Source organism: Streptomyces coffeae (assembly GCF_016741875.1).
Taxonomy (GTDB): domain Bacteria; phylum Actinomycetota; class Actinomycetes; order Streptomycetales; family Streptomycetaceae; genus Streptomyces; species Streptomyces coffeae.
On the sequence record NZ_JAERRF010000027.1, the window covers coordinates 103,647 to 119,494 of the forward strand.

Annotated in this window: 15 protein-coding genes; 6 read left to right on the forward strand and 9 right to left on the reverse strand. The window is 71.9% G+C overall.

Features of this window, described 5'->3' with window-relative positions:
• Window positions 1–53 precede the first annotated feature (53 nt).
• Complete coding sequence (locus JK363_RS32860; RefSeq protein ID WP_201880927.1) at window positions 54–1,328, reverse strand: L,D-transpeptidase; 1,275 nt, start codon at window positions 1,326–1,328, stop codon at window positions 54–56.
• Window positions 1,329–1,685: 357 nt separating this feature from the next.
• On the opposite strand from JK363_RS32860, the gene JK363_RS32865 reads away from it, so the two are divergent.
• The gene (locus JK363_RS32865; RefSeq protein ID WP_201880928.1) at window positions 1,686–1,973 is read left to right on the forward strand and encodes a hypothetical protein; all 288 of its coding nucleotides are present in this window, start codon (window positions 1,686–1,688) and stop codon (window positions 1,971–1,973) included.
• Between the two features lie 79 nt (window positions 1,974–2,052).
• Here the strand turns inward: JK363_RS32865 and hutH are convergent, their stop codons facing one another.
• The 4 genes from hutH to JK363_RS32885 all read right to left on the reverse strand — a co-directional run bounded on the left by hutH (window position 2,053) and on the right by JK363_RS32885 (window position 6,418).
• The gene (gene hutH, locus JK363_RS32870; RefSeq protein WP_201880930.1) at window positions 2,053–3,597 is read right to left on the reverse strand and encodes a histidine ammonia-lyase; all 1,545 of its coding nucleotides are present in this window, start codon (window positions 3,595–3,597) and stop codon (window positions 2,053–2,055) included.
• A gap of 128 nt (window positions 3,598–3,725) precedes the next feature.
• Window positions 3,726–4,823 (reverse strand): GGDEF domain-containing protein, encoded by a 1,098-nt coding sequence (locus JK363_RS32875; protein WP_201880951.1) that lies wholly within the window; start codon window positions 4,821–4,823, stop codon window positions 3,726–3,728.
• A 254-nt stretch (window positions 4,824–5,077) separates the two neighbouring features.
• On the reverse strand, window positions 5,078–5,884 hold the full coding sequence (locus JK363_RS32880; RefSeq protein WP_201880931.1) for an enoyl-CoA hydratase/isomerase family protein: 807 nt from the start codon (window positions 5,882–5,884) through the stop codon (window positions 5,078–5,080).
• Window positions 5,885–5,974: 90 nt separating this feature from the next.
• On the reverse strand, window positions 5,975–6,418 hold the full coding sequence (locus tag JK363_RS32885) for a MarR family winged helix-turn-helix transcriptional regulator (RefSeq protein WP_236076281.1): 444 nt from the start codon (window positions 6,416–6,418) through the stop codon (window positions 5,975–5,977).
• A 109-nt stretch (window positions 6,419–6,527) separates the two neighbouring features.
• On the opposite strand from JK363_RS32885, the gene JK363_RS32890 reads away from it, so the two are divergent.
• Window positions 6,528–7,565 (forward strand): SMP-30/gluconolactonase/LRE family protein, encoded by a 1,038-nt coding sequence (locus JK363_RS32890; RefSeq protein WP_201880932.1) that lies wholly within the window; start codon window positions 6,528–6,530, stop codon window positions 7,563–7,565.
• A gap of 46 nt (window positions 7,566–7,611) precedes the next feature.
• Here the strand turns inward: JK363_RS32890 and JK363_RS32895 are convergent, their stop codons facing one another.
• The 3 genes from JK363_RS32895 to JK363_RS32905 all read right to left on the reverse strand — a co-directional run bounded on the left by JK363_RS32895 (window position 7,612) and on the right by JK363_RS32905 (window position 11,948).
• The gene (locus tag JK363_RS32895; protein WP_201880933.1) at window positions 7,612–9,408 is read right to left on the reverse strand and encodes a cytochrome P450; all 1,797 of its coding nucleotides are present in this window, start codon (window positions 9,406–9,408) and stop codon (window positions 7,612–7,614) included.
• A 332-nt stretch (window positions 9,409–9,740) separates the two neighbouring features.
• Window positions 9,741–10,916, reverse strand: a complete 1,176-nt coding sequence (locus JK363_RS32900; protein WP_201880934.1) for an adenylate/guanylate cyclase domain-containing protein — start codon at window positions 10,914–10,916, stop codon at window positions 9,741–9,743.
• 144 nt (window positions 10,917–11,060) lie between these two features.
• Entirely contained in the window at window positions 11,061–11,948 is an 888-nt protein-coding gene (locus JK363_RS32905; RefSeq protein WP_201880935.1) for a biotin--[acetyl-CoA-carboxylase] ligase, read from the reverse strand.
• A 186-nt stretch (window positions 11,949–12,134) separates the two neighbouring features.
• Here JK363_RS32905 and JK363_RS32910 point away from each other — a divergent pair, with 186 nt between their 5' ends.
• The 4 genes from JK363_RS32910 to JK363_RS32920 all read left to right on the forward strand — a co-directional run bounded on the left by JK363_RS32910 (window position 12,135) and on the right by JK363_RS32920 (window position 14,839).
• A complete protein-coding gene (locus JK363_RS32910; protein ID WP_201880936.1) occupies window positions 12,135–13,730 on the forward strand; it encodes an acyl-CoA carboxylase subunit beta in 1,596 nt (531 codons plus the stop codon).
• 13 nt (window positions 13,731–13,743) lie between these two features.
• Window positions 13,744–13,950 carry an acyl-CoA carboxylase subunit epsilon gene (locus JK363_RS32915; protein ID WP_201880937.1) on the forward strand — a complete coding sequence of 69 codons (207 nt, stop codon included), beginning with the start codon at window positions 13,744–13,746 and terminating at the stop codon, window positions 13,948–13,950.
• 97 nt (window positions 13,951–14,047) lie between these two features.
• On the forward strand, window positions 14,048–14,179 hold the full coding sequence (mmpB, locus tag JK363_RS43960; protein ID WP_268981120.1) for a morphogenic membrane protein MmpB: 132 nt from the start codon (window positions 14,048–14,050) through the stop codon (window positions 14,177–14,179).
• 54 nt (window positions 14,180–14,233) lie between these two features.
• Window positions 14,234–14,839, forward strand: a complete 606-nt coding sequence (locus JK363_RS32920) for a Maf family protein (protein WP_201880939.1) — start codon at window positions 14,234–14,236, stop codon at window positions 14,837–14,839.
• Window positions 14,840–15,024: 185 nt separating this feature from the next.
• Here the strand turns inward: JK363_RS32920 and JK363_RS32925 are convergent, their stop codons facing one another.
• Entirely contained in the window at window positions 15,025–15,474 is a 450-nt protein-coding gene (locus tag JK363_RS32925) for a hypothetical protein (protein WP_307821959.1), read from the reverse strand.
• Window positions 15,475–15,848 lie beyond the last annotated feature (374 nt).

The following is a 15,848-nucleotide window of genomic DNA, read 5'->3' on the forward strand; positions in this document are numbered from 1 at the left end:
GCGGTCGGCCTTCGGGGCCGACCGCCGCCCGGCGGTGGTGAGGAGAGGGAGCGTCAGGCGCCGACGGCGCTACCGGCCACCCACTCGTTCCAGTCCATGTTCCATCCGTTGAGGCCGTTGTCCGGCTTGACGGTCTCGTCCGCGGAGTTCTTCACCACAACCACATCGCCGATCTGGGTGTTGTTGTAGAACCAGGCTCCGTCGGTGTTCGGGTCGCCCGCGCCCTTGGTGTCCGACAGGCCGACACAGCCGTGGCTGGTGTTCTGGTTGCCGAAGATGGACTTGGCGCCCCAGTAGTTGCCGTGGATGAAGGTGCCCGAGGTGGACAGGCGCATGGCGTGCGGCACGTCCTTGATGTCGTACTCGCCCTTGCCGTCGTCGCCCTTGAAGCCGACCGTGGCGCCGTTCATCCGGGTCTCCTTGAACTTCTCGGAGATCACCATCTGACCGTTGTAGGTCGTGTTCTCGGGGCTGCCCGCAGAGATCTTGATGGTCTTGAGGGTCTTGCCGTCGCGCACGACCTTCATCATCTTGGTCTTGGCGTCGACCGTGCTCACCTGCGAACGGCCGACCTTGAAGGTGACGGTCTTGTCCTGGACACCCTTGACCCCGGGCGACGCCTCGACGCCGTCCAGCTTCATCTTCATGGTGACGGTGGAGTTGGCCTTCCAGTAGTCCTTGGGCCGCAGGTCGAGCCGGGTCGGGCTGAACCAGTGGCCGACCACCTGCTGGCCGCTGCTGGAGGTGACCTTGATGTGGGACTCGACGGCCTTCTTGTTGGACACCTGCTTGTCGAAGTTGATCGACACCGGCATGCCCACGCCGACCGTCGAGCCGTCCTCCGGCGTGAAGTTGCCGATGACGCTGTTGGTGGGCGAGATGGTGGTGAAGGACGAATGCTCCGTGGCCTTACGGCCCTTGGAGTCCTTGGCCGAGGCGGCGATCTTGTACTGGGTGGACCGCTCCAGCTGACCGTTGGGCTTCCAGGTCGTCCCGTCGGGCGATATGGAGCCCGCCACGGTGGAACCGGTGGCCGCGGCGGTCATCTTGACGGAGGTGAGCTTGCCGCCGCTGACCTTGACCTGGGTGTCGCTGTTGATGCCCGCGCCGGTTTTCCCGGTCTTCGGGGTGATCTTGATATGGGCGTCCGACGCGTCCTTGGCCGCCGCCTTGTCGACCTGCGACTGCGAGCCGCTGCCGTCGTTCTTGGCGTCGTCCCCGTCGTCTCCGCCGCCACACGCACCGAGCGTCAGTACACCCCCGAGCAGAGCGGCCACGGCCGCCAGCCCCCTACGGCGCTTGCCGTCCGTCATCACACGCTTCTCCATTTGACCTGGTCTTGACCTTGACCCCAGAACCCCGGACCTAACCGAGAAGAACGCCTGTACCTTTTGGCCGGTTCCTCGCACAGTAAAACTGTGCGCAAGGCCACTTAGCAAAGGCGCCGGTCAAGCCTACGACCCGCCGGTACCCATACCGGCGCAGTCCAGTCCCCCCGGCGCCACATCACCGCGATCGGACCACCCACCCGCTCACAAAACCGGACAAACTACGAACTCTCGGTGTGCGCCCCTGCGCGGAGTGTGCGCAGCCGCCCGGACTCGCTTCCGTCCGGACCGTCGTTATCACTACGATCGGACCGACGACGGGGGTCAAGTCACCGCAGCCTCAAGGAGGATGCCGTAGTGTCCGCACGCCGACCGCTGCTGACGGCCGCCGCTGCCGGTTCGCTGCTGTGCGCCCTGTGGTTCGTCCCGTCGGCCAACGCCACGGTCGAGCGGACACAGTCGTCGGCCGCCCCCGCCGCCCAGCCCCGCACCGCGGACCAGTCCGCATCCACCCCCGGGGAGAACCTCGCCGACAGCGGCAGTGTGGACGTCACCCCGTATCTCGTCGGCGGCACGGCCTTTCTGGGGCTCGGGGTCGCCATGGTGACCGCCTCCGTGCGCCGGGCGCGCCCGGAGGCTTACTGATCGTCGGTCGGCTCGGCCACCGGCTCGTTCACCGGCTCTTGCACCGACTCGTTCACCGGCTCGTTCACCGGCCGCCGGTTCAGGCCAGCGGCCCGGTCACCGTCTCCACCGCCTCGGCCAGCTTCCCGGACCGTACGAAGGCGTCTGCAGCGGCCAGGTCCGGCGCCAGATAGCGGTCCCCGCCGGGCCCCTCGACCCCGGCCGCGCGCACCGCCGCCAGCACCGCGCGGGTCGCGGGCGCGGGCTCCAGGCCCTCGCGCAGCTCGACCGCGCGGGTCGCCGCGACCAGCTCGACGGCCAGCACCCGGGAGAGGTTGTCCACCGCCGTCCGCAGCTTGCGGGCCGCGGACCAGCCCATGGAGACATGGTCCTCCTGCATCGCGGAGGACGGGATGGAGTCCACCGAGGCGGGCACCGCCAGCCGCTTCAACTCGCTGACCAGCGCCGCCTGCGTGTACTGCGCGATCATCAGGCCGGAGTCCACGCCCGCGTCGCCCGCCAGGAACGGCGGCAGCCCGTGCGAGCGGTTTTTGTCCAGCAGCCGGTCGGTACGGCGCTCGGCGATCGAGGCGAGATCGGCGGCGGCCACGGCCAGGAAGTCCAGGACGTAGGCGACCGGCGCCCCGTGGAAGTTGCCATTGGACTCCACCCGGCCGTCCGCCAGCACCACCGGGTTGTCCACGGCGGCGGCGAGCTCGCGGTCGGCGACCAGCCGGGCGTGTGCCAGGGTGTCCCGCCCGGCGCCCGCGACCTGCGGGGCACAGCGGATCGAGTACGCGTCCTGCACCCGCGGCGCGTCGTCCTGGTGATGTCCGGTGAGCCCCGAACCGGCCAGCACCCGCAGCATGTTGTCGGCGCTGGCGGCCTGGCCCGGATGCGGGCGGATGGTGTGCAGCTCGGGCGCGAGCACCCGGTCGGTGCCGAGCAGCGCCTCCATCGAGAGCGCGGCCGTCACATCGGCGACGGTGAACAGCCGGGCCAGATCGGCACAGGCCATGACCAGCATGCCGAGCATGCCGTCGGTGCCGTTGAGCAGCGCGAGACCCTCCTTCTCCCGCAGCTCGACCGGCTCGATGCCGTGCTCGGCCAGCAGCTCGGCGGCGGGCCGCAACGCGCCGTCGGGCCCCTCGGCCTCACCCTCCCCCATCAGCGCCAGCGCGCAGTGGGACAGCGGCGCGAGATCACCGGAGCAGCCCAGCGAACCGTATTCGTGCACCACCGGAGTGATCCCCGCGTTGAGCATCGCGGCCATCGTCTCGACCACGAGGGGCCGGACCCCGGTGTGGCCCGAGGCGAGGGTCTTCAGCCGCAGGAACATCAGCGCGCGCACCACCTCGCGCTCGACCCGCGGCCCCATCCCGGCGGCGTGCGAGCGGACGATGTTGCGCTGGAGCTGGACCCGGAGGTCGGGCGTGATGTGCCGGACGGCGAGCGCGCCGAAGCCGGTCGAGACCCCGTAGACGGGCTCGGGCTTGGCGGCCAGATCGTCGATCACCTGCCGGGCTCCGGCCACGGCGCTCAGCGCCTCGGCCGACAGCTCCACCCGGGCGCCGCCGCGCGCCACGGCCACGACGTCCTCGGCGGTTGTTCCGGACGTCCCCACCACCACAGTGTGCATATCCATATTCAGGCACCCTAGAGACTGAATCGCGACCTGTCACCTGTCGGACCGAAGGGCTCGCGTCGGGCTTTGTGTCGGGCTTTGTGTCGGGCGTTGCGTCCGCCCGTCCGGTACGTCCCCGGACCACCGCTTCACGGCCGGCGGCCACGGAAGCTGCGGCGCTCCGGGGGGTGGTCGGCGGCGGAGTCGGCCAGCCGGACCACGGGGTCGTCCGGGCCGCCGTCCCGCCCGGCGACGACCGGTTTCGCGGAACGGGCCGCCTTGGCCCGGTACTGGGCCGCGTCGGCCAGCCGGAACAGCCGCCGGGCCGACCGTATGGGGCCGATGGGATCTCCGGTGGACGCGACGCCGCAGGCGACCCCCTCGCCCATCTCGAGCTCGGCGGCCCGGCGGCACAGCTCGTCCGCCACCCGCACCACCTCGTCGGCCGGGGGACCGACCCCCAGCAGACAGAACTCATCACCGCCCAGCCGGGCCACCAGGGCGCCGGGCAGCATGGCGCCGCACAGGGAGAGCACCGAGCCGAAACGTTCCAGCAGACGGTCGCCCACGGCATGGCCGAGGGTGTCGTTGACCCGCTTGAGTCCGTTGAGATCGCACACCACCAGGCTGACCACCGCGCCGTGCGCCCGGTGCGCCTCCAGCGCCTGGTCCAGCCGGATGTCCACCGCGCGACGGTTGCCGAGGCCGGTCAGCGGATCGGTGAAGGCCAGTCTGCGGACCTCCTCCAGCCGCTCGGTCTGGGCGAGACCGGCGGCGGTCACCGCGGCCAGCACGGTCGCGAAGTCGGCGTCGTCACGGCCGAACACCTCGCTCCCGGCCGGGCGCGCCACATACAGCTCGCCCCACGCGCGCCCGTGCAGCACGATCGGCGCCACCACACAGCTGCCCCGCCCGCGCCGCCGCAGGGCGGCCACCCTCTGGTGGCAGTACGAAGCCGAGCCGGTACGACGGCCCTCGGCCGTCTCCACCCAGGCGTGCGGCTCACCGCCCGAGGCCCAGCGCTCATGCAGGAACTCGGTGATCTCGGGGAACTGGTGCACCGGATACGACTCGTCCTCCGGCAGCGGCTCCTCGCCGTCCATCAGCTCGCCCACGTTCACCAGGACCCGCAGTCGGCCGCGCTCGCGCTCCCACACCGAAACCGCCGCGAACGTCCCGTCGAGGGCCCGTCGGGCGCTGTCGGCGGCGGCCCCGACCGCCTCGCGCGGGGTCTGCGCCGCCGCCATCGCCTGGGCGAGCCCCACCACGGCGCGCAGCCGCCCGTCGACACCGCCGGGACGCCCACCGGCCGCTCCGCCGGATCCGCCGCTCCCGTGGCCGTCCCCGTTGTCGACGTAGTCGCCGTAGTCGCCGTAGTCGCTCACGACGGCCTCGCATTCTCACCGCACCGCAGCTCTCGCTCTGCCCTCCAGCGTAAGAACGTCGGGGACAATCCGCTGCGGGCCGTTCACCGCGGGTAGACGGCGGGCGGGCCGACCGCCTACTCCCCCGGCCAGTCGGGGGTGCGCTTCTCGTTGAACGCGGCGACGCCCTCGGCCCGGTCCCCGGAGAAAGCCACCGTGCGCCAGGCGGCGTCCTCGACCTCGAGACCGGCCTTCAGATCCAGGCCGTGGCCCAGCCGCAGGGCCCGCTTGGCGGCGCGCAGCCCGACCGGGGAGTTGGCGGCCATCCGCCGGGCCAGCTCCAGCGCCTCGGTACGGTCCTCGCCCTCCCCGGTCAGCCGGTCCACCAGGCCCAGCTCCCGGGCTTCCTCGGCGGGCACCCGGCGGGCGGAGAAGATCAGCTCGGCGGCGCGGGCGGCACCCACCCGGCGCGGCAGCAGCTGGGTGCCGCCACCGCCCGGGATCACCCCGACCGACACCTCGGGCAGCCCCACCACGGCGGTCGGATCGGCGACGATCACATCGCAGGACAGCGCCAGTTCGTAGCCGCCGCCCAGCGCGTAGCCGTGCACGGCGGCGATGGTGGGCATCGGCAGCTCCAGCACCCCGGTGTAGGCGGCGCGCGAGCCCGGCCGGTGGCGCACCAGCTCGGCGTCGGTGAGGGAGTTGCGCTCCTTGAGGTCCGCGCCGACGCAGAAGGCCCGCTCATGGCTGGAGGTCAGCACCACCACCCGGGCGTCGCGGTCCTCCGACAGGGCGGCGCAGGCCGTGGCGATACAGCGCGCCATCTCGGAGGAGACGGCGTTCATGGCCTTCGGCCGGTCCAGGACCAGTTCGGCCACGGAGCCGTGCCGCCGGACCGCGACCCATTCGCCGTACCGCACCTCGTCGTGCTGCTCGCCCATCGGAAACCCTCCCGGTTAACGACCGTGAACCTGTCGCGAGCGATCATCGCAGCTCGGCCCGCCATCCGGAACCCGCACCCGACCGCGCTCTCAGCGCGGACGGACCGACTCCAGGTAGTCCACACAGCGCCCCAGCAGCGCGACCAGCCGCTCCCGCTCCTCCTCGCTGAACTCGGCGGAGAGCCCCCGCTCCACCCGCACGGCACGGGCGTCCGCGTCGGCCAGCATCTCCTGACCCCGCTCGGTGAGCCGGGTCTCCAGGACGTTCTTGTGCCACTCGTGCGGGGTGCGCTCGATCAGCCCGCGCTCCTGGAGGTTCTTCAGCAGCGTGTTCATCGTCGGCGGGGTCACCATGCACGCCCGCGCCAGCGCGGCGGCCGAGATACCCGGGTTCTCCGACAGGTGCAGCAACGCCGCGTACTGCGGAACGGTCAGACCGGCGGGCTTCAGCACGGCGTGCTTGGTCGCGTTCAGCGCTTGCTCGGCTCGCTTGAGGTGGGAGCCCAGCCGCTCGCTAGCGGGCATCGAGGTCATCTGCGCATCGTACGGCGGCATCAAAGATAAGCATCTTGACGATGATTAGGGTTCTAACTATGGTTCGAGCACACCTCAAGCAGTGTATTCAATCAACCAGAGAGGCACCATGCCCCGCGCCCTTCCGCGCCGCACCCTGGCCGTCGCGATCACCGCCCTGGCCTCCGTACTGCCGCTGGCCCCCGCCGCCCAGGCCACCGCCCCCGCGGACGCTCCGGCCACCCGCCCGGCCGCGCACCACCCCGTCCAGCCCCGGATCTCCGCCGCGTACGAACTGCCCGGCGACCGCGTCTACCCGGAAGGCATTGCCGCCGATCCGCGCAGCGGGACCCTCTACGCCGGGTCGTTCGCCGACGGCACGGTCTACCGGATGACACCCGGCCGCCGCGCGGCCGAAGTCCTGCTGCCCGCGGGCACCGACGGCCGCACCACCGCCAACGGGCTGAAGGTGGACGGCGCCGGGCGGCTGTGGGTGACCGACTCCACGGCCGGAGTCTCCGTCTACGATCCGCGCACCCGCCGTCTACTGGCCCGCTTCGACGTCCCCGGGCAGGGCGCCCGGTTCGTCAACGACCTGGCCATCGCCCCGGACGGCAGCGCGTATCTCACCGACAGCGCCCGCGCGGTGGTCTACCGCGTCACCCCGCACCAGCTCGCCCACGCCCGCGCGCACGGCGGGCGCGCGGTCCTCACCCCGCGCTTCGACCTTAACGGCGCGATGCAGCCGCACGATCCGGGCACGTACACCCTCAACGGCATCGTCGCCGACCCCACCGGCCGCTATCTGCTCACCGTCGACATGACCGGCGGCGACCTCTACCGGCTGGACCTGTCCTCGGGCCGGATCCGCCGGGTGGCCCTGCACGGCGGCGATCTGCGCCTGGCGGACGGCCTCGAACTGCGCCACGGCACCCTGTGGGCGGCGCACAACACCGGCAACGCGATCAGCCGCTGGCGGGTCTCGGCGGACGGCCACGCGGCCCGCCAGGAGCGCCGGTTCACGGATGAGACGCTCCAGGTCCCGACCACCCTGATACGCCGCCACGGCACGCTCTACGTGGTCCGCTCCCAATTCGACAAGGGCGGCCCGCTGGGCGACGGCACACCGCGGACACCGTTCACGGTGGCCGCCGTGAACGGCATCTGAGCCGGAACCTGTCGCGCATCGGCGCCGGGCTCAACGGAGCCCAGCTCTAACGGAGTCGGCGCCACCGCTTCAACGCGGCCAGGACGGACGGTCTGCCCTGGGCCACGGAGGCGGCGGCCGGATCCGCCTGGTCGTCCTCCTCCAGCGGCTCCGGCGGCTCCTGCGACTGCGGCTCGGCCGCGTCGGGGTCGTCGGCGGTCCGGTCAGCAGACCGGAGGCCGAACGCCGCCGTGCCACCGGCGGAGGACGGTACGTCCGGGTCCCCGGCCGAGGGCGACGCGGACACCGCCGGTGTCCCCGGGCGCTCGGCCAGGGTCCCCGGCTCGGAGGGGCCGGAAGGCTCACCGGATGGCTGGTCCACGGGGACTCCCGCCGGGCCGGTCCCGGCCGGGCTCCCCGGCCCGGCCGACGCGGCGCCGGAGGGCTCCACCGGCCTACCGGCCGAAGCCGCCGCGGGCGCCGCGGGGTTGCCGGCCGAAGCCGCCGGTGCCGCCGGACCTTCCGCCGCCGGGGTCGCCGCGGCCCCCGCCGTCGGCTTCCGGTCACTCCCCGCGGGGGCCGCGTCCCGGGCGGCGGACGTTTCCGCCGGTGGGAAGTGGGCCGGGAGGGCCACCAGGCCGCGCTGGTAGATGCCGGGGCGCCAGAGCAGTTCCTCCGGCGGGACGGCCAGTGCCAGGTCCGGGAGCCGGTCCAGCAGCCGTTCGATGGCCACGGCCGAGATCAGCCGCGCCGAGCTCCGCCCGGGGCACATATGGGGACCGGCGCTGAAGGCCAGATGGGCGCGGTTGCCCTGCGGGCTTCCCGCCACCCGCAGCGCGTCCTGGTTGGCCCCGGCGAAGCTGATCACGACGGGCTCGCCCTCGCGCAGCCGCACCCCGGCCAGGTCCACATCGTGCCGGGGGAAGTGCACCGCCAGGTTGGCCAGCGGCGGATCCGTCCACAGCACCTCGTCGAGCGCGTCCTCCACGAGCATGCTGCCGCCGGAGAGCCCGCCCGCGAACCGGTCGTCGGTCAGCAGCACCCGCAGCGCGTTGCCGATCAGGTTGATCACCGGCTCACTGCCGGAGGCCATCAGCAGGCCGAGCTGCTCGACGAGTTCCTCGTCGGTGAGCCGCTCCGGGTGGGCGATGAGCCAGGAGGTGACATCGGCGGCCGGGCGGGCCCGCTTGAGGTCGATCAGCTCCCGGAGGGCGTCGGCCACCATCAGGCCGGCGGAGCCGACATCCATGCCGTCGAATATCTTCGCCATCCCCGTGAACAGCCGGTCGGCTGTCTCGCGAGGACAGCCGAAGAGCTCGCCGAGAACCAGCAGCGGCAGCAGGGCCCCGTAGTCGCCGACCAGATCGGCTTCCCCGGTCGCGCAGAACCGGTCGATCAGGGAGTCGGCGATGCGCTCGACGTAGCCGCGCAGCGCGCCCGGGTCGATCCGGCTGGTGCTGTCGTCGATCGCGGCGCGGTAGCGGCGGTGCTCCTCGCCGTCCACCGCCGTGGCCATCGGCCGGTACCGGATCATCTGCGCGGCGTGGCTGGTGTCGGGCACCCGGCCCTCGTTCCTCGCCCGCCACCGCCGGGGGTCCTTGGAGAACGTCTCGGGGCGCCGCAGGATCTCCAGCGCGGTTTCATAGCCCACGCACAGGGTCGCGGTGACGCCCGGGTCCAGCTCGACGGGGACCAGCGGGCCGTGGGTCTCCCGCAGCCGCTGGTAGACGGCGAACGGGTCCCGGCCGAACTCCGGGGTGTCCAGCGGTACCGCCCCGGTGCCGCCCTCGGCCCGCGCGGGGCAGCGGGGCGCCGGCGCCGCTCCCGGCTGAGACTGAGGGCCGGGCTCATCGGGCTCGGTCACACATGGCTCCTGGCATCCGGGGGCGGGTCGGACTGGCGGCGTACGGCGCCGGGGCGGTCAGCGCACCCGGTCCCGCCCGCTCACCGGGACCCACTCGTGGATCTTGGCGCGCAGACCAGGGCCCGTCTTCGAAGGGGCCGCCCTGCTCCCGACGCCTGTTACGGCGCCTCGCCGCGTTGTCGGATTCACCCGAGTACGCCCAGTACAAGGGCGATCCTCCGCCTTGCGATCCACCGCACCAGACGCCGCTCGCGGCCGGACGCCCCCTTCAAAGACGGACCCTAGCCGACCCGGCTTCCGCGCCGGGGCCAGTTGTCACATCGCACACACGGTCAGCCGCGACGGCTCAGCAGCCAGGGCTCGACAACCCCGAGACCACGCACCGGCCGCTGCCACATCGGCTGGAGCGCGAAGCGGTAGCTGGGGGGCTCCTCGCCCTCCTTCTCCGCGGCGGCGGCGGCCTCCGCGGCCTCCGCCTCCGACACCGGGGCCTCCCCGGTGTGGCTCAGCTCCTCCGCGAAGGCGCCGTCGACCAGGACCGCGTTCTTGGGCGCTATGGAGGTGAGCCTGGCCGCCAGGTTCACCGTGGTGCCGAAGACATCGCCCATGCGGGTCGTGACGGTGCCGAAGGCGATCCCGACCCGCAGCTCGGGCATGGTCTCGTCGTGGGTGAGGGTCTCGATCAGCCGCAGCCCGATCTCGGCGGCGATGCCCGCGTCGTCGGCCGCGTACAGCACCTCGTCGCCCAGGGTCTTGATCAGCCGTCCGCCGTGTGCGGCCACCAGATCGGCGGCCGTGGTCTCGAACGCCTCGACCAGCTCGCCGAGCTCCTCCTCCTCCAGCCGCCGGGTCAGCCGGGTGAAGCTCACCAGGTCGGCGAAGCCCACCGCGAGCCGCCGGTCGACCATCTCGGCGTCGTCCGCGGCCTGGACCACCCGGCCGGTCGCCGCCGCCAGCTGCCGCCGGTAGACATAGACGAGGAACTCCTCCAGCTCCGGCAGCAACAGCTCGACCAGCGGATACGCGATCTCGGTGCGCGTCATCCCGGTCTCCTGCGGCTCGGTGAGCCCCTCCAGGAACGAGTCGATCTGCCAGTCGGCGAGCCGGGCGGTGGTCTGGCCGGTGGAACGGGCCACCTGGATCGCCATCGGCTCGCTCAGCAGCCCGGCCTCCACCAGACCGGACAACCGCCGCAGGGCCAGGACGTCGGCCTCGGTGAGCGCCTTGGCCTGGCCGATGTCGGCGAAGCCCATGGCCCGCCAGAACCGGGTGGCCAGCTCCACCGAGACGCCCGCGCTCCGGGCGGCCTGAAAGGGGGTGTAGCGCCGCTCGGCGCCCAGAATCAGCTGCTCCAGCCGGAGCGCGATCGGGTCCGGAGCGTCGGGGTCGGTGTCGGCGGTGTCCGCGGCAGCGTGCTCCCGCGCCCCGGTGTCCCGTACGGCCGCGTCGGCGGCGTCCCGCACACCGCGCTCCTCGGCCGTGCCGGAACCCGTGTCGTCGGCGGTCACCGCCCGCCCCCTGTCCGATCCCTGCGCACTGCCCTTCCGTTCCCTCTTCCGGTTCGGTTCCGGCTCGCCCACGGCCGCCCCGAACTGGACCGACCGCGACAACGATACGTCAGGTGTGCCGTAGCTCACTCTCCACTTGAGCCCTCATTCGTCCCTCGATACGGAGCGTAGATGCACGATGTCCCCGGCGGAGACCGGCTCCTGCACCCCGCCCTCGGTTGCCAGTACCAGCCGTCCGTCGCCGTCGATCGCGACCGCCTCGCCGACCGTCTCTCCGCCGCCCGGCAGTTCCGCGCGGACGCGGCGCCCCAGGGTGGCGCAGCCCGCCGCGTAGGTCTCCTGGAGTCCGCAGGGGCCGGGGTCGCCCTCGAACCGGCGCCATTCGCCGTACCACTGCTCGATGGAGCGCAGCACGGCCCGCAGCAGCGGGTCGCGGTCGGTGGAGACGGCGTTCGCCAGGGCCAGCGAGCCCGCGGTGGGCACGGGCAGTTCCTCGGCGCGCAGGGAGACGTTCAGGCCGAGCCCGATCACCACCGCGTCCCCGGCCCGCTCGGCCAGGATCCCGCCGAACTTCCGCTCCTCGCCGCCGACCGTCACCAGCAGGTCGTTCGGCCACTTCAGGGCGGTGTCCACGCCCGCCATACGGCTCAGCGCCCCGGCGGTGGCAACCCCGGCGAGCAGCGGCAGCCACCCCCAGCGCGCAGTGGGCACCCCGGCGGCGCCGGGCCGCAGCAGCACCGAGAAGAACAGCCCGGAGCGGGGCGGGGCGGTCCAGGTGCGGTCCAGCCGTCCGCGCCCGGCCGTCTGCTCCTCGGCGATCAGCACGGTGCCCTCGGGAGCCCCGGCCGATGCCTGGGTGACCAGGTCGGTATTGGTCGAACCGGTCGCCTGCACCACATCAAGACCGGTCCACAGCCCACCGGGGCGCACCAGGGCCTGGCGCAGCGCGGTGGCGCTCAGCGGCGGCCGTTCCAGATCGGACCAGCGGCCGTGCCGATCTTCCGGGCTCCCCGGGGTGTCAGAAGGCGTCATACGGGCCAGCCTAGGGTCAGGAGGTGTGGCCAACGACGCAGTGCCACCACGCAGTCCCGCCGATACGCTACGAGCCGGTAGCCCAGCCAGCTCAAAGCCACCGAACCGGTCCGAAACCGCTATCGACCCCGTCTGTTCGCTGAATCCCCTGAATCCATCCCCAGGACGAGCAGGAGCCGCATCCCGATGTCCGAGCCGGAGATCGCCCCCGAGATTCCAGACCGTCACACCACCGCGGGGAAGCTCGCGGACCTGCAACGCCGCGTCGAAGAAGCGACCCACGCGGGCTCGGCACGGGCGGTGGAGAAGCAGCACGCCAAGGGCAAGCTGACCGCGCGCGAGCGGATCCACCTCCTCCTCGACGAGGGGTCCTTCACCGAGCTCGACGAGTTCGCCCGGCACCGCTCCACCAATTTCGGCCTGGAGCAGAACCGGCCCTACGGCGATGGCGTGGTCACCGGCTACGGCACGGTCGACGGGCGTCCGGTGGCGGTGTTCTCCCAGGACTTCACCGTCTTCGGCGGAGCGCTCGGCGAGGTGTTCGGCGAGAAGATCGTCAAGGTCATGGACTTCGCGCTGAAGACCGGCTGCCCGGTCATCGGCATCAATGACTCCGGCGGCGCCCGTATCCAGGAGGGCGTGGCCTCGCTCGGCATGTACGGCGAGATCTTCCGCCGCAACACCCATGCCTCCGGGGTGATTCCGCAGATCAGCCTGGTCGTCGGCCCGTGTGCGGGCGGCGCGGTCTACTCCCCGGCGATCACCGACTTCACGGTGATGGTGGACCAGACCTCGCATATGTTCATCACCGGCCCGGACGTGATCAAGACGGTCACCGGTGAGGACGTGGGCTTCGAGGAGCTCGGCGGCGCCCGCACCCACAACACCACCTCCGGTGTGGCGCACTACATGGCCGGTGATGAGAAGGACGGCATCGAGTACGTCAAGACGCTGCTGTCGTACCTGCCGTCCAACAACCTCTCCGAGCCCCCGGCCTTCCCCGACGAGGCCGACCTCGAGGTCTCCGACGAGGACCGGGAGATGGACACGCTCATCCCGGACTCGGCGAACCAGCCGTACGACATGCACCAGGCGATCGAGCACGTCCTGGACGACAACGAGTTCCTGGAGACGCAGCCGCTCTTCGCGCCGAACATCATCACCGGCTTCGGCCGGGTCGAGGGCCACCCGGTGGGCATCGTGGCCAACCAGCCGATGCAGTTCGCCGGATGCCTGGACATCGACGCCTCGGAGAAGGCCGCGCGCTTCGTGCGCACCTGCGACGCGTTCAATGTGCCGGTGCTGACCTTCGTGGACGTGCCCGGCTTCCTGCCCGGCACCGAGCAGGAGTTCAGCGGCATCATCCGGCGCGGTGCCAAGCTGATCTACGCCTACGCCGAGGCCACCGTCCCGCTGATCACCGTGATCACCCGCAAGGCGTTCGGCGGTGCCTACGACGTCATGGGCTCCAAGCACCTGGGCGCGGACCTCAACCTGGCCTGGCCGACCGCCCAGATCGCGGTCATGGGCGCCCAGGGCGCGGTCAACATCCTGCACCGGCGGACCATCGCCGCCTCCGACGACCCGGAGGCGACCCGCACCGAGCTGATCGCCGACTACGAGGACACCCTGCTCAACCCGTACGTCGCGGCCGAGCGCGGCTATATCGACGCGGTCGTGATGCCGTCCGAGACCCGCCGCCACATCATCCGGGGCCTGCGCACCCTGCGGAACAAGCGCGAGTCGCTGCCCCCGAAGAAGCACGGCAACATCCCCCTCTAGAAGGGCTGATTCCATGATCCGAATCGTCCGGGGCAATCCCACCCCTGAGGAGTTGGCCGCCGCAGTCGCGGTGGTCCAGGCCCGCGCGGCGGCCGCCGCGGCCGTCGCGCAGGGCGAGGGCGTACCGGAGGAGTGGTCCGATCCGGCGCGCACCCTCCCCAGCCGCCGGATGCCGCACCCCGGCCCCAAGGCATGGCGTACGACGTATTGGCCGGCCTGACCGAGCCGCCGGAGCGCCGGAAATAGTGCCCGAGCGCCGTGGCGCCTGAGTATGCGTACTCAGGCGCCACGGCGCTCGGCGTTCCAGTATCGGAAGCATGCTGTGGTCCGAGCCGCCCGATGAGCCGCCCGAGGAATTGCGGCGGGCGCAGGCCATGCTCCGGCGCGCCCGTGCCGTCCTGGCGATCGCCGTGATGATCGCGATGTGCATCCTGGCGCTGTGTCCCTGACCGGTCCCTGAGAGGCCCGGCCGGACGGGCGGGGGACGGCCTACTCTGGTGCGCATGACCGCACAGCGCACCCTTATTCTCGCGTCCGCCTCCCCCGCCCGGCTCGGGCTGCTGCGCCAGGCCGGGTTGGCTCCGAAGGTGATCGTCAGCGGGGTGGACGAGGACGCGCTGAGCGCGGCCACCCCCGGGGAACTGGCCCGGGTGCTCGCGGAGGCCAAGGCGGACGCGGTGGCGGCCCTTCCGGAGGCGTCACAGGCGCTGGTGGTCGGCTGTGACTCGGTGCTGGAGCTGGACGGTCAGGCGCTGGGCAAGCCCGCGGACGCCGAGGAGGCCACCGCCCGCTGGAAGGCGATGCGCGGCCGGGCGGGGGTGCTGCGCACCGGCCACTGTGTGATCGACACGGCGAGCGGGCAGCGCACCTCGGCCACCGCTTCCACCACCGTCCGGTTCGGCGAGCCGTCCGACGCCGAGGTCGCGGCGTACGTCGCCAGCGGTGAACCCCTGCATGTGGCGGGCGCGTTCACGCTCGACGGCCGCTCGGCGCCGTTCATCGACTCCATCGAGGGCGACGCGGGCACGGTGATCGGGCTGTCCCTGCCGCTGCTGCGGCGGCTGCTGGCCGAGGTCGGCGTGGGCATCACCGACCTCTGGACCGACTGAGCGGCTGAGCGGCTGACGAGGGCCTGAGCGGACTCGCTGAACTCCGGTGTGGTGCGGTTGCGCCCCGAAGGGGCGCGGGGCTGTGTCGATGTGCGGCTCCGCCGCGTGGGCGCGGCCGGCCACGAGGCGGCCGCAGACGCATGACGGCACCTCACGGCACTTCCCGCGGAGCGCTCAGTCCGGGCCTAGGCGGGGCTGGGGGCGTCCTGGCCGTTGCCCGCGGACTCGGCGGGCGCGGTGTCCTCCTCCGGCCCGTACGCCAGCAGCGTGAGCACGAGCAGCCCCAGCACCACCATCATGAAGCCGAACGCGGGCCAGCCGACCAGGCCGACCGAGAAGGCGCCCAACAGCCCGTGCACCACGGCACAGGTGATGAGCAGAATGCGGCCGAAGCGGCCGGGCGCGCGGTCGCGGATCGCGACGCGCAGCAGCACCACACCGCACAGCAGCAGATAGAGGCCGAAGACACCGCCCGCGACCCAGGTGCCCATGGACATCGCGTCCGTGTCGAGCCCGCCCATGGACATCTGCTGCCGGTCCACGACCAGGCCCAGGATCCAGTTCAGCAGCGCTATTCCGGCCGCTTCCAGCATCAGCGTCACGGCCGCTATCGCGGCCACTGGTCTGCGCGCCACCCCGCCCACCCTCTTCCGCTCGACACCGTGAACGCTACTAACGGGTAAGCGCGGCCGACAAGAGGCGTGCAACAGGCGGCGTCGACGGGGTGGACGAGCGAGGACCACGCGGCAAAAATTCCGCCGCTCGTTCGTAGGGATTCCACAAAGAAAGCTGAAGCGCCGCAGCAAGGCTAGGCAGAGACCTAGCCCACATCGTGTAGCGCGCCGCGGCCCCGAAAACCGGGCGTACGGTGGAGCGACGGGGGATTTGGCTTCCTGTTCGCGCCCGGGTTCACGCTCCGTGTGGTCAAGCTCACCCCCAGGGTCTTCTCGGCGCGAGGTGTTGTCAGTACCTAAACTCGGCTTGTTTCAAGGAGGGAGTCATCGTGCGC

What these genes read in the sequence shown, in the direction of transcription:
- JK363_RS32890 (WP_201880932.1), top strand. Translation starts at nt 6,528, where the DNA reads ATGCCCCGCGCCCTTCCGCGCCGCACCCTGGCCGTCGCGATCACCGCC.
- hutH (WP_201880930.1), bottom strand. Translation starts at nt 3,597, where the DNA reads ATGGATATGCACACTGTGGTGGTGGGGACGTCCGGAACAACCGCCGAG.
- JK363_RS32920 (WP_201880939.1), top strand. Translation starts at nt 14,234, where the DNA reads ATGACCGCACAGCGCACCCTTATTCTCGCGTCCGCCTCCCCCGCCCGG.
- JK363_RS32860 (WP_201880927.1), bottom strand. Translation starts at nt 1,328, where the DNA reads ATGGAGAAGCGTGTGATGACGGACGGCAAGCGCCGTAGGGGGCTGGCG.
- mmpB (WP_268981120.1), top strand. Translation starts at nt 14,048, where the DNA reads ATGCTGTGGTCCGAGCCGCCCGATGAGCCGCCCGAGGAATTGCGGCGG.
- JK363_RS32885 (WP_236076281.1), bottom strand. Translation starts at nt 6,418, where the DNA reads ATGACCTCGATGCCCGCTAGCGAGCGGCTGGGCTCCCACCTCAAGCGA.
- JK363_RS32880 (WP_201880931.1), bottom strand. Translation starts at nt 5,884, where the DNA reads ATGGGCGAGCAGCACGACGAGGTGCGGTACGGCGAATGGGTCGCGGTC.
- JK363_RS32915 (WP_201880937.1), top strand. Translation starts at nt 13,744, where the DNA reads ATGATCCGAATCGTCCGGGGCAATCCCACCCCTGAGGAGTTGGCCGCC.
- JK363_RS32910 (WP_201880936.1), top strand. Translation starts at nt 12,135, where the DNA reads ATGTCCGAGCCGGAGATCGCCCCCGAGATTCCAGACCGTCACACCACC.
- JK363_RS32875 (WP_201880951.1), bottom strand. Translation starts at nt 4,823, where the DNA reads ATGGCGGCGGCGCAGACCCCGCGCGAGGCGGTCGGGGCCGCCGCCGAC.
- JK363_RS32905 (WP_201880935.1), bottom strand. Translation starts at nt 11,948, where the DNA reads ATGACGCCTTCTGACACCCCGGGGAGCCCGGAAGATCGGCACGGCCGC.